The 12,590-nt window shown below is 38.9% G+C and carries 12 protein-coding genes; 3 read left to right on the top strand and 9 right to left on the bottom strand.

Translation table 11 applies throughout. The features are described 5' to 3' along the window. The first annotated feature begins 242 nt into the window (after window positions 1-242). On the top strand, window positions 243-1,442 hold the full coding sequence (locus AAC037_RS08345; RefSeq protein ID WP_339902552.1) for a 6-bladed beta-propeller: 1,200 nt from the start codon (window positions 243-245) through the stop codon (window positions 1,440-1,442). Between the two features lie 182 nt (window positions 1,443-1,624). Here the strand turns inward: AAC037_RS08345 and AAC037_RS08340 are convergent, their stop codons facing one another. From AAC037_RS08340 to AAC037_RS08305, 8 genes are all read right to left on the bottom strand, one after another. Then, window positions 1,625-2,425 carry a TPM domain-containing protein gene (locus AAC037_RS08340; RefSeq protein ID WP_339902551.1) on the bottom strand — a complete coding sequence of 267 codons (801 nt, stop codon included), beginning with the start codon at window positions 2,423-2,425 and terminating at the stop codon, window positions 1,625-1,627. A 6-nt stretch (window positions 2,426-2,431) separates the two neighbouring features. Further along, on the bottom strand, window positions 2,432-2,866 hold the full coding sequence (locus AAC037_RS08335; RefSeq protein ID WP_339902550.1) for a TPM domain-containing protein: 435 nt from the start codon (window positions 2,864-2,866) through the stop codon (window positions 2,432-2,434). A 12-nt stretch (window positions 2,867-2,878) separates the two neighbouring features. Next, a complete protein-coding gene (locus AAC037_RS08330) occupies window positions 2,879-3,469 on the bottom strand; it encodes a LemA family protein (RefSeq protein ID WP_339902549.1) in 591 nt (196 codons plus the stop codon). A 561-nt stretch (window positions 3,470-4,030) separates the two neighbouring features. Next, window positions 4,031-5,230, bottom strand: coding sequence for a hypothetical protein (locus AAC037_RS08325; protein ID WP_339902548.1), 1,200 nt, complete (start codon window positions 5,228-5,230; stop codon window positions 4,031-4,033). 745 nt (window positions 5,231-5,975) lie between these two features. Beyond that, on the bottom strand, window positions 5,976-6,998 hold the full coding sequence (locus tag AAC037_RS08320) for an aldo/keto reductase (protein ID WP_339902547.1): 1,023 nt from the start codon (window positions 6,996-6,998) through the stop codon (window positions 5,976-5,978). A gap of 11 nt (window positions 6,999-7,009) precedes the next feature. Continuing rightward, a complete protein-coding gene (locus tag AAC037_RS08315) occupies window positions 7,010-8,857 on the bottom strand; it encodes a TonB-dependent receptor (protein ID WP_339902546.1) in 1,848 nt (615 codons plus the stop codon). Continuing rightward, window positions 8,847-9,284, bottom strand: a complete 438-nt coding sequence (locus AAC037_RS08310) for a phosphoribosyltransferase (protein WP_339902545.1) — start codon at window positions 9,282-9,284, stop codon at window positions 8,847-8,849. The genes AAC037_RS08315 and AAC037_RS08310 overlap by 11 nt, the downstream gene beginning before the upstream one ends. Window positions 9,285-9,334: 50 nt before the next feature. Then, the gene (locus AAC037_RS08305) at window positions 9,335-9,865 is read right to left on the bottom strand and encodes a hypothetical protein (RefSeq protein WP_339902544.1); all 531 of its coding nucleotides are present in this window, start codon (window positions 9,863-9,865) and stop codon (window positions 9,335-9,337) included. Between the two features lie 601 nt (window positions 9,866-10,466). On the opposite strand from AAC037_RS08305, the gene AAC037_RS08300 reads away from it, so the two are divergent. Together AAC037_RS08300 and AAC037_RS08295 are read left to right on the top strand one after the other, a co-directional pair. After that, complete coding sequence (locus tag AAC037_RS08300) at window positions 10,467-11,375, top strand: NAD(P)/FAD-dependent oxidoreductase (protein ID WP_339902543.1); 909 nt, start codon at window positions 10,467-10,469, stop codon at window positions 11,373-11,375. A 107-nt stretch (window positions 11,376-11,482) separates the two neighbouring features. Beyond that, window positions 11,483-12,298 (top strand): ROK family protein, encoded by an 816-nt coding sequence (locus tag AAC037_RS08295; protein WP_339902542.1) that lies wholly within the window; start codon window positions 11,483-11,485, stop codon window positions 12,296-12,298. Between the two features lie 95 nt (window positions 12,299-12,393). Here AAC037_RS08295 and AAC037_RS08290 read toward each other — a convergent pair. After that, a partial coding sequence (locus AAC037_RS08290) for a response regulator (RefSeq protein WP_339902541.1) occupies window positions 12,394-12,590 on the bottom strand: 197 nt, incomplete at its 5' end.

Genomic DNA, 12,590 nt, shown 5'->3' with positions numbered 1-12,590 from the left:
GACAAAGCCACCTTATCCATACAAATCCTTTATTTGATAAGTGCCTTATTCAATATACTTTTATCCTAAGTTTTTTTACTTTAAGTAAATGTAAGAAAACTTTTATTTAATAAAATTTTTTAGTACCCAATCAAGAGTTAATAAGAATTAGAAAAATAGGATTAAAAAGTCTGATTTGAAAATATTTAATTATTCTACATAGTTTGTAGAGCAGTTATATTACTCCTTTAATAGATATGATCTTGAATAAACTCATACCTTTGCTAATAGGTTGCATATTTTTATTTCTTACAAGTAGCTGTAAGCAGGAAGTTAATACGGAGGAAGACCCTAGAGGTGTAGCCTTGGTAACTGTGGACCTCTCCGAATCCAGATCCGGTAAACTGTCTGAATTTTTTGAGCAAGAAATCAACTATATATGGCTGGAAGATAAATTGGATGAAGCTCAACTTAATGCCGGCTTGCAACAAATTCTCTTTCATGGAGACAAAATTTATACCCTTGATATTTACGGATGTAAGTGCATTACAATTTTCAAAATGGCAGGGAAGTATTTGGGAAAAATTGCTGCTTATGGAGAGGGCCCCGGTGAATACCTTGATTTTGATGCTTTGGCAGTTGTAAATGAGGAACTGGTCTTATTAGGAGTTTATCCCAGAAAAATTATGTGGTTTAGCCTGGAAGGTGAGTTTCTACGTGAATTGATCTTGAAAGATCACTTTGGCCCCGGTGTGTTTTCTGAATTTGATAATCGCTATTATTTGTATAAGCCCGCTAGAAATCCAGGAGATTTTTTTATCAAAAGCCTGGATGAAAATTTTCAGGATACCATTAGTTTCTTGCCATTTTACGCCGAAAGACTTGAAAGTGAGATGTCCGGGAGAAATTATTTTCAAAAAAGCAAACAACATCTTTATTTTGGAATGACTTTTCACGATACGATTTATCAATTTCAAGATCAACAAATGTTGCCCATGTTTACTTTTGACTATGGAAATTATGATCAAGACCTGGAGGAATTAAAAGGTTTGGAAATAAGGGATAGAATAAAATTAATGAATGGCCAAGCTAAACTTTATTTCCGAGGTAGATACCATGTTTCTGAAAAGCAGCTTTATACAATTCTCCTATTTGAAAAGAAATTTTATAACCTTTTTTATGACCGCCAGAATTTACAATCTCATGTGATTGAAGGCGAGCTAACCAACGATTTAGATGGTGGATTTGAACCACCAGCAATAATATATAGTTTTGAACAGGGAAAAATAGGGGTAAAAATTAATGGTAAAGAATTATATCAATTGTTGGTGGAAAAGAAAAAGCAGTTGGGGAAGGAAGAATTTGAGAATTGGGCTAAAGGTAAGGGAAGAGACTTTGCAAGAACAGCTTTGGCGGCAAAAGACTCAGAAAACCCGGTGCTTATTGTTTATAAGCTAAAGTGACCTTTTTTTCTTCTGGAGAAGTGCTACTATTGATAAAGTAAGTCGGTAATTGTGATCAAAATAGGAAACCTGCATGGGTTAAACCATTGAAGTAACAGGTATCAGACTGTGAAGTAATGAATTGATAATCAAACGACCTTGGCGGTATTGATGCATTAATTGCAGCAATACCGCCTAAATTCTTACCAGCTCCCACCGGCGCCACCACCACCAAAGCTTCCTCCGCCAAAGCCGCCGAAACCTCCGCCGCCTCCTCCGCCAAAACTACCTCCTCCGGAAGAAAAATCACCGAATTTACCTCGGCTACCTCCAAGCATATTGGCTAGCAATAAGGTGGTGAAGAAATCCACTCCGCCTCGTTTTCCTCCCATATGGTTGTTGTTGTCATTTCGGTTTCTGATCAGGGTAAGGATCACAAAGCCAACGATCAATATCAAGAAGAGGGGTAGGCCGCCACCGGGATTGTCTGAAGAACCCAGGTCCTCTGCTTTATACTCTCCGGAAGCTAGTTTGAAGATCATATCAGTGGCCTGATCCAAGCCGGTATAATAATTTTCTGTACGAAAGTTAGGAACGATCAACTGCTCTACAATTCTTTTCGCCAAAGCATCCGGAATTGCTCCCTCCATTCCATAACCTGTGGCGATAAATACCTTTCGGTCCTTCATTGCCGCCAGAATAAGTACCCCATTGTCCTTGTCTGCTCTACCGATTCCCCATTGATCACCCAATTGAAACGCATAATCACTGATGTCATAAGGTCCAACAGAATTGATTAAAACGATGCTTACCTCAGAAGAGGTACTGTCATTATACGCCACTAGTTTGTTTTCCAGCTGTTGAACTTCCTTGGCTGAAAGGGTTTTTGAAAAATCATTTACCAGTCGAGGAGGGTTTGGTTTTTCGGGAAAATCCCCCTGTGCCCGGCTAGCCAATGAAAGCACCAATAATACAAAAGAAAGGAAAAGCTGTTTTTTAATCATGATGTCTTATTCAAAGGATATTTCGTCAGGGAGCTCATTGATGTCTCCTTCATGGTCATAAGGGAAATGTTGTTGCAGTTGCTTGCCGGACATTTCTATGCCTTTTCTAAGCCCTTCAGTATAGGCTTTAGCTTTGAAATGAACGAGCATTTCTTCCTTAATATTTTCCCAAAAGTTTTCAGGAACCACCTTGTTTATTCCGGCATCACCGAGAATGGCAAATTTATGGTCAAGCACAGCAAGGTAAAACAGCACAGCGTTCCGTTGTGCTGTTTTATGCATCTTGAGTTTCTCAAACACTTCAGCAGCGCGGTCAAGTACGTCCCCTTTGCAGTGACTTTCGATGTGCACTTGAATTTCTCCTGAGGTTTTTTTCTCGGCATTCCGAATGGCTCCTATGATGATTTCGCGGTCTGCTTTACTAAATAAATTTTCTGCCATGATAAGCGTTTTTTAAAATTCTACCGTTGGGGCATTTTCTGATCCAGCAGATGCTTCGAAATAACCTTTAGTTTCAAATCCATACCATCCTGCAAACATATTATTTGGGAAAGTTCTCAGGTTGGAATTGTAGCTCTGCACAGATTGATTAAAATTTCTCCTGGCTACCGCAATCCTGTTCTCAGTGCCTTCCAATTGGGCCTGCAGCTCAAGAAAGTTCTGGTTGGCTTTCAAGTCAGGATATCTTTCTACGGCCACCAGTAACCTGCTAAGAGATCCACTCAGCTGGTCTTGTGCATCCTGGAATTTAGCAATGTTTTCCGGGCTAAGGTCATCGGCCTGCAAGTTGATGGAAGTGGCTTTTGAGCGTGCTTCAATCACGTTAGTCAAGGTTTCTTGTTCAAAGTCAGCATATCCCTTTACCGTATTCACCAAGTTAGGGATCAGGTCAGCTCTTCTTTGGTATTGGGTCTCTACCTCCGCCCACTGACCATTGATTGTTTCTTCTGTTTGTACAAAGGTATTGTACACACCTACGGCTTTATTATAAGCTAGAAAACCAATCACGGCGATGATAATAATAGGAATTAATATTTTTTTCATGGTATGAATATTTTTAAAACAATGAAGTTATATGACGTAAATTTTGACTTGAGGTTTCCCTGAATGGGTGATTTTTCAAGAAAATCAGTACAAAAGAAGCAGATTTCGCCAATTATGACAAGCTTTTGCTTAGAGAAAGCAAGAGCAATTCCAAGCCAAGCAGCTCACTACACTTTAGACAAGTCCAGATTATCACTGTATCCCATAAAAACGAGCTGCGATGCGCTTTTCCCCTGCATTCCTTGTTGTGAATATCAAAGTTACCACATTAAATTTAGAAAACAGCCTAAGCCAAAGTAAGGCTTTTTTTAGGATAGAAGCGGATTATAGGAAAAGGCTATGTATTAAGTGGTTAGCGTATGTACTAATTCTTGTGATGGATGACTTGTCTCTGGTTGGTGTCTTCATCTCTTTCGCCGGAGTCTGAGCTTGTCGAAGACACCGGAACCGAAATTTTAATAACCCCACACATAGGTTGCTGAGCGGAGTCGAAGCAAGGGAAGACGATGGCAACTATTACAAATGGCCACTAAAAGAATCCTTTTCTAAATTCAATTAAAATTAGAACTTTAGAGAGATATAGTGCTTAAGTGAAACATTTAATATATAAATTCTTTGTGCGGCGAATATTATTATGATAGGGATCAATGGCAGAAAAAATCTTCCATCCCAATCGACGGTTGTTATTCCTACTATTAGGATATGAAGTACTAAGTAAATTAAAATGAAAAATTTTACAAAATTATTTGTGATGACTATCTGCCAAAGAGCTAAAATATTAATTGGCAAAAGTATAATTATATTATACAGATTGTGTTTTAAAGACCAATAGGGCCGTATATGCATTAAAAAAAAGTATATTTTTTTTAAAAATAAAATGCACCAAAATTCGAAATTGAAAAGTATAAAATGAATTAATCTTATTAGGGGAGGGAATTGAGGGGGCAACAGATTTAATTCTGGAACAGTATGGGTTAGACTATTGTATTCTGCCTTTTGAGGTAAGCTTAAAATATTATAGATTATTTCCCCAAACTGATAGTTTTCAATGATTTGAAAAGTTTCAATCATCATGTTGATTAGATACCCTATCATGAAATTAACCAGGAAAAAAGTGATTATTTTGATCCTCAGATGCCATTTTGAATTTAACCAAAAATACAAATAGGCTGTGCTAGCTATAGATAGTATAATTACTATGCCTGTGGGTTTAGAAAATGTGGTTAAAATTGTAAAAAACACACTAAGCGCTATGTTCGTAACGGTGAATTTTTTTTGAATAAATGTTTTAGCCAAAAAATAAAAAGTAAGTACGATATTGTTGAAATAAAAAGATTCGCATAAAATATATGAGTTCCAAATACTGATTTCAATAAATACTAAAAAAAGAACGCCTCCAATTAATGGAGCAGGAGTGGTTCCATGAAAAATTTTAATTGTTTTATATAGAAACACTAACCCAAATAGGGAATATAAGTATTGAAATAAGATTAAATTTAGTTCATTGTATGAACCGGTAAGTGCTTGTACGATAAATATTAAAATCACATATCCTATATACCAAAAATTGTGTTTTTCAATATAAAATCCATCTTCTAAATTACGAGCATAATCTAAGTACCTTGCGGAATCAGTTACGTTTTTTACTCCTAAATGATTAAAAATGAAAAATGAGACGATAAGGAATAGCACCAAAAGAATTAATAAATCACTTGCTTCCTTTTTAATTATACCCATTGCTAAAATTCCCTTAACGACCAACTTACAGTTTTTAGTTGGATTTCTTTTTGTGTTTGATTGTATATTTTAACGATAGATTTTTTAAATAGCTTTGCAGTGCATTAAACTAATTTTTTCATGCCTTGAGTTAGCATATTATCCCTAAAATACCAAATAATTTTGGCAGTAAATATCTGTTTTTTAGCATTGATTCATGGGGAAACATTTCTTTCTGGGAATAGATACTAGGGGTTTGCATGCCGGACTTTAGTATTATGTGGTGAAGTTTTGGATTTCAATGAAATGCCAGTTTTAAAGATTCACTTTTATATCAACTCCGGTTTAAGTCTACAAATCCACATTATCTATTTATTAATAAAAAAAAATGAATGTCAAAAGCAATTTACTTCCTCGATTGACGGATTAGCACATTAATTAAAAAATTATATACAGTGCTTGTATTATCTGGGGCACTATACATGGAGAGTGATTCTTGGCAGGCTCCACAGTAAGATGAATCAATAATGTGATTATTGGGTTAATTGTAAAATTCATGGGTGTTTTTGCGTGAGATTACCTCATTCATTTTAACCTGTTTTTTTTTCTTTTACAACCTTTGAAAAACTATAGTAAATTGATTCTATTTTTGGGGAGTATTCATAAATATCTAAGTGATCATTGACAACCATAAGTCTGCAGTTATTTATTTAGTCCTATTTACATTATTATTTTTTTTGAAATTCGTTAATTATTCCCAAGTACGAACTATATAATCACCTAAATCCCCCTATACCTTATAATACTCCACCAATTTCCCGTCAAAACCGGATACACGGCTTATCAATTCCTGTCGTTTTTTCTCGTCAAAGGCTTTAAAGTTTTTGGCTAAATCAATCTTTTCGGTGAGCATGTCTGCATTGTCTGCTCCGGTTACCAATACACTTATTGGAAGGGACCACGAAAAATAGATGGCTTCCTCTACTGTCAATGCATTGGGAACAATTCGCGGTTTGTCACCACTGTTAAAATGGGTGGTGCCACCAAAGAAACCTCCATTTGCCAAGGTTTTCATGGCACAGGGTGCCATTCCCTTTTCGATTAGTTTTGGCATCACATTGGTGATAAAGCTCTTGTAATTCGGGTCAAAAGCATTGATGGGCATCTGGCAGGCTTCCAACTGATCGGTGCTTTCCAACATTCTCAAGTGAGCATTGTAATCGGAATGACCTGAAAAACCGATATGTTTTACTTTCCCGCTTTCTTTTGCCTTCAAAACATAGTCCAAAACCCCATTTTTTAACCTGCTGTCTACATCGCCTGGACTGGTCACTGCATGAATTAACCAAAGATCGATATAGTCTGTTTTTATTCGACTAAGGGTGCCTTCCAAATGTTCCTGAGCGGTTTTGCCATCTCTAGCTGTGGACTTGCTTTGAATAAAAGCAAGGTCCCTATATTTGGGCGTAAGAAATTGCCCATACCTTCTTTCACCTGTTCCACGACCGTAAGATTCTGCATTGTCAAAAAATCGGACTCCACCTTCCAGCGCCCGTTCAATTGTCTTTTGGGCTTCACTTTCGCTCATTCTGGCAATATGGGCTCCTCCCAGGCCCAGCATGGTGACAGACAAACCGGATTTCCCAAATTTCCGCTTGGGAAGCAAGTCTCCCAACCTATCCCGCATATAGGGACTGGGAATGGCCTTTCCTTCTGCATTAATACTGGTAAGGGGCAACATCATTCCGGCAGTTAATCCGGCTAGGGATTTTAAGAATGCCCTTCTTTGGTTATTATTATTGTTATTATCCATGATTGATTGGGTTAAAATTTAACTTGAATGCCACTCATTACATTGATCCCCGGCATGGGAAATCCTTTTTCTAGCTGATACGCTGTGTTCAAAAGGTTTTTTCCCGTGATATAGGCACTAATTTTGGGGCTTATGGCATACATGCTCCTAATGTTTAATAAGGTGTAATTTTCATTTGCATCTGATTCTGTAAGGCTGTTTCGGAGTCCACCGATGTGGCGAATTGACGGAATAATAGAAAATTTATTTACTTGTAGATCCGCCTGCAGGCTCAGGTTGTGTTGGGGTGCAAACAAAATGTTCTTGTCTACATCCACATAGGCATAATTGAGTATGACTTGCCATGATTCAGCGGTTTGAAAACGAATTTGACTTTCAAGCCCTTTGTTAAGGAAGCTTCCCGAATTACTGCCAATGGAAGGCGTGGTCATGGGGTTGACTTGGATCAGATTGCTGCCTTTGGCCATAAAAGCCATGAGTTCCAGAATTAGTTTGCTGTCAAGAATAAGGGTTTGAAAACCTGCTTCATGACTCCACAGTTCTTCAGGCCTCAAAGATTCATTGGATGTGGGAAACAAATAGAGGTCTACAATGGAGGGACTTCTAAAGGATTTGGAGGAGGATGCTTTGAGGGTAAAATTTTGCCTTAGCCTATAAGCAAGACCGAAGCCGGGAAGTAGTTTTTGGCCATACTGGGAGTTACCAACGCGGCGAAGTCCAGCATTGAAACTGATTTTTTCTCCCAAGTCTTGTTGGGCCTGCAGATAAAGATCGGTTTCATGAATGATGAATTGCGTTCCCAAGCCGACTCGGGCAGGGGGAGGAAGGGTTTCATTGAATGCCTTTCCTCCATAGCGTTTATAATCAATGCCAACAGTGAGTATTTGTTTTGGAAGAAGGCTCAGATTTTGGTAAAAAGTAATGCCTTGATTTTGGTCTGTAGATGAAAATCCGGTTTGAAATGTATGCTCGCCAAAATTATGAAAGAACAACAGTGCCCCGGAAACATTTCCCCAGTCGTTGCGAAGGGAAAGTGCAGCCCTGCCTCTTAAGTATTCGCGTTTGTCTGTCTCCATTGGGGCAGCGGTAGGTCCTGGCTGATAATAAGTGGCATCAGCCAATTGCATATCTCCGGAAAGAGAAAGGCCGGGACTGAAGTCGTAGCCCATTTTGAGGTAGCCGGTACTGTTTTTAAAGCTGTCTGCCGCATCGGTTCTAAAACCTGCCGTACTGTTCCTATTGATAGCTATCATGGAATGGAATTTACCCTGTTTATAAGATGCATGGGCATTTCCCATAAAAGTCCTATAGGATCCATAGCCTAAATTTGCTGACCCCTTCCAGCCCTCTTTGCCCGCCTTTCGGGTAATTAGATTGATGGCTCCCCCCATGGCGTTAGAGCCATAAAGGACAGCGGCAGCCCCTCGCTGTACCTCTACTCGCTCTATGTCCGAGGCACTATAGGCATCGGCTATAGGGTGAGCAAAAATGCCCATGTACTGAGGCTGTCCATCAATCAATACCAAGACCCTGTTATTGGGAGTGCCACTAATCCCTCGAATGCTGATATTGCCTCCTGAGGCAGGACCTACTCCAAAGCCTGAAATGCTACGGTCATTGAGTAAAAAGCCCGGTACTTGATAAGCCAGTATCGGCAGGACATTTAGCTCTCCCGAACGATCAATGGTGTTCCTGGAAATGGTGGAGATGGAGGCAGCTATTTTATTTTTCTGCCGCTCTATTCTCGTTCCCGTGACCACGGCTTCATCCAGGGCTACGGTAAGGCTATCCTTTACCTGGGCCAATAAAGAGCTGGCGTAAAAAGTAAATATCAAGCCTAAGATGACGCTAGCTTTCATAAGTAAGAGATTTAGGGGCTGGATTCCCAGGCCATTGGACACAGGTCTTGATGTCTGGGAAAAGAACAAAATCTGCTTTCCCTTTGAGTACAAAAGTATGTACTGAATAATCCTTTAATGTTTCCTTTACCAGGCCTAAGGTTTTTCCCGAAACGGCTACATCATCTATCAATAGGATTCGGCTACTTGGTGGAAATGATGTTGGGAATAGGTCTAAAAATTCCGGGGATTCCCGAATGGGTTGATTCTTGTCATTTCTATAATTTACCGATGCAATATTTAGCGGAAGCCCAAGTTGATGGGCCACCAGACCTGCAGGTACAATTCCACCTCTGCCAATTCCTACAACAATGTCTGCCGGAGGGAAGGAAAAGCAGGACAAGGCCTTGCTTATCTTAGTAAAAGGTAAAGAGACTTTTGAATCCATGTATATTTGTTTTTAAGATGAGCTTAATTAAAAACCTTTACAGAAATAAATTAAGGCTCTTTTCTCTGATTGGGAAGGTACTTTAAGCACAAGACATTGATGACAAATAATATCCCAATACCTACAAAAGCATTGCTCAGTGAAGTGCTGAAAAACTGTACCGGGCTGGCCTCGATTAGGGGAATAAAAATCAATACTGCTGAGGAGATTGTTTTGGCGCCTAAATAGGCCAGGGGTGCAGCAATCCATTTAATTATCCCTTGGAGCAGGAATACATAGGCTAGAAAAGTAAAGAGTACAAGTTCAAAGGTAAGTATACCCATTAATCCCCAATTTGGATTACCGGATATAAGGAAGTTAATGGGGGGAGCCAATACGGCCACGATTAAGGCCACAGGTAATCGATAAGCGATTAATGCCACAATGGGCATGTAAAACATGGGCAATAAATAAGCACCCATCGGAATCCCATTGAAGGGAGGAGCAAGGTGAACCACGATTGGCAGGGCAATGGCTATAGGCAATACCCAGGCGGTTGTTTTTAAAGTGGAACTGTAGTTTGAGTTTAGGGAAAGTTGCATGATTCATCAAGGTTTAATTACCGGGGATTATTTAAGCAATCTTAGAAAATGAAGCAAAGGAATGAGAGCTTCTATAAGTACTTGATTTATATGTTTTAATTTAATGAATTCTTTTCAATCCTCCAATTCCCAAGAATATTTTACTGTATAATTACAAACTTACCTGTAAAAAATAATGGTTGGGTATCAAGAGCCCCTCTTAGTGAGACAGATACCTAAGCCGGTATAGAGCCGCAGTATGAGACCGTCGAAGTCTTCTGCCTGATTCTGCCAAAGGTCAGTTTCTGAGCTTGACCAAACCTGCTGTCTGAGCTTGTCCAAGACCAGTTCATCAATATTGGATGGTTCGAATGGTTAGGTAGGTTTTTATGTATTACTGATCCTGATATACCTTTCCTTTGCTTTAATTTTTTCTTTACAATCAGGGAAGAAATATTAATAACCATTAAAGCAACAGTGTTGCATTAATGGTTATTTTTTCTACCTTTGTTCAAAATATATAGCAAATAGGGACAGTGAATAAGTCTAAAATACTGTGTGATAAGTTGATGGATTTCAGTCTTTTATTGCATTACAACGGGCATTTATAAAATATAATCTTATGACACAAATTGAACAATTTGAAGTAATAATTATTGGTGGAAGTTATGCAGGGCTTTCGGCAGGAATGGCCTTGGGACGCTCTTTACGAAAGGTTTTAATAATAGATGATGGCAAACCTTGCAATCGGCAAACTCCACATTCTCATAATTTTTTAACGCAAGACGGAAGCACACCTCAGGAAATCACGGAAATAGCCAAGGATCAGGTTGCGAAATATGATACCGTGAAATTTTACGAAGGATTGGCAGTCGGTAGTAAGAAGGTTGACAATGGATTTGAAATAACCACAAGCCGAGGAGATACTTTTTACACAGATAAACTAATACTTGCAACAGGCATCAAGGATCTTATGCCGAAGATAAGTGGATTTTCAGAATGTTGGGGAATATCCGTAGTACATTGCCCTTATTGTCATGGCTATGAAATCAGAAATCAAAAAACGGCAATTATGGCCAATGGGGACACGGCAATTCACCTTGCCTCTTTGGTAAACAATCTTACTAAAGACCTAACCATTCTTACTGATGGGAAAACATCATTTGATGAGGAACAGCTTGATAAGTTATTAAGGAACGGCATCAAAATCATTGAAAAAGAGATTTTAGCAATTGACCATGAGGTCGGAAATCTAAAAAGTATCCGCTTTAAAGACGGTCCTGTGGAAGCATTTGATGCTGCTTATGCTTCTATTTCTTTTGAACAAAATACCTCTATTCCAAGTGAGTTGGGTTGTGAACTTACAGAGCAAGGATACATTGAGGTGGACGAAATGGGGAAAACTACTGTGGAAGGAGTTTTTGCTTGTGGAGATTGTAGTACCATGATGCGCTCAGTGGCCACAGCAGTCTTTAAGGGGAATATTGCAGGTGTTTTTATCAACCATGAGCTGACCCAGGAAAGTTTCTAGTTGGATTGATGCATTTATTGGCAAAATATGAAGTGAAGTTTCTATCTTAGTAAACCTACTTAGCCGGAAATGTTTACCTGCATGGGCAGGCTAAAAAGAAGATCAAAATGAATGCTGTGAAAGTCGGAATAGATTTAGGTGGAACCAAAGTATTAATTATTGCGGGATCCTATGAAGAAAAATATCCTACAGGTCTTGGATTTACGCCATCCCAACTGGAGGAGGTCATCAAGAGCTTTATTGAGAAGTATAAGTTGAACCCGGTAGGGATTGCCATAGCTATCCCCGGACTTTTAAATAAAGCCGGGGATGTGCTGTTTTGCGATGTTTTACCTAGCTTTAATGGTTGGAATGCAAACAAAGCTTTAGCCAATTTGAGCACAAGGATAAGGTCCATCAATGACATAAGGGCTGCACTTATTCATCAATTTAGTACGATTGACGAGAACCTAACAAGTGGAATTGTAATGGTTGGAACTGCTGTAGGTGCTGCTTTTATAGTGAATGGAAAATTGCTTACCGGTGATTCAGGATGGGCAGGGGAGTTTGGCTATTTCCCTTTGGTAGTGGATGGAGAGATAAAGCGAATAGATACGCTATGTGGAGGAAGTTTTTTAGCGCAGAAGTTGGGTATTTCCGCCAAAGAAATGGCTGGTTTAGCAATTCAAGGTGATGAATTTGTTCTAAATGCCATTGAAAAGGCAGGGTATTTTTTGGGGGTAGGTATTGCCGGATTGGTCAATCTTTTTAACCCTAACAAACTTGCGATAGGTGGAGGTACTGCCTGTTTGCCTGGATATTGGCAAGGCATTGAAAGAGGGGCAAAAGAAAATATTATTCCAGCGTTATGGAATGAAGGTCTATTATGTCAGGCAAAGGGAGGGAATAAAGTGGCAGCATTAGGGGCCATGACTTTGCTCTAGGTATGCGAAAGTAATTGACTTTGCTATTTCTTAGGTATTGTTATTTTCAACCTGCTAAAACAATTTATATATCGTTTCTTTAAAATAGGTTTTTCTTACATTGAATGACTTTTTAAGTAGAGCACTTTTTTGATTTTATTATAAATTTCCTCTTTTTTAACGGGCTTGGTCACATAGTCGTCCATGCCAATTTCAAACACCCTGTTTCTGGCTTTTTGGGTCACATCAGCCGTTACGGCAATGATGGGTATATTCCTATTCTTTGTTCCACTTTCCCCAGCACGAATGGCTT

Source organism: uncultured Cyclobacterium sp. (assembly GCF_963976465.1).
In the GTDB taxonomy this organism is placed as follows: Bacteria; Bacteroidota; Bacteroidia; order Cytophagales; family Cyclobacteriaceae; genus Cyclobacterium.
The sequence above is the reverse complement of the archived record's forward strand: the minus strand, read 5'-3'. Positions and strand labels throughout refer to the sequence as shown.

What these genes read in the sequence shown, in the direction of transcription:
- AAC037_RS08340 (WP_339902551.1), bottom strand. Translation starts at nt 2,425, where the DNA reads ATGATTAAAAAACAGCTTTTCCTTTCTTTTGTATTATTGGTGCTTTCA.
- AAC037_RS08335 (WP_339902550.1), bottom strand. Translation starts at nt 2,866, where the DNA reads ATGGCAGAAAATTTATTTAGTAAAGCAGACCGCGAAATCATCATAGGA.
- AAC037_RS08330 (WP_339902549.1), bottom strand. Translation starts at nt 3,469, where the DNA reads ATGAAAAAAATATTAATTCCTATTATTATCATCGCCGTGATTGGTTTT.
- AAC037_RS08320 (WP_339902547.1), bottom strand. Translation starts at nt 6,998, where the DNA reads ATGGATAATAACAATAATAATAACCAAAGAAGGGCATTCTTAAAATCC.
- AAC037_RS08315 (WP_339902546.1), bottom strand. Translation starts at nt 8,857, where the DNA reads ATGAAAGCTAGCGTCATCTTAGGCTTGATATTTACTTTTTACGCCAGC.
- AAC037_RS08310 (WP_339902545.1), bottom strand. Translation starts at nt 9,284, where the DNA reads ATGGATTCAAAAGTCTCTTTACCTTTTACTAAGATAAGCAAGGCCTTG.
- AAC037_RS08305 (WP_339902544.1), bottom strand. Translation starts at nt 9,865, where the DNA reads ATGCAACTTTCCCTAAACTCAAACTACAGTTCCACTTTAAAAACAACC.
- AAC037_RS08300 (WP_339902543.1), top strand. Translation starts at nt 10,467, where the DNA reads ATGACACAAATTGAACAATTTGAAGTAATAATTATTGGTGGAAGTTAT.
- AAC037_RS08295 (WP_339902542.1), top strand. Translation starts at nt 11,483, where the DNA reads ATGAATGCTGTGAAAGTCGGAATAGATTTAGGTGGAACCAAAGTATTA.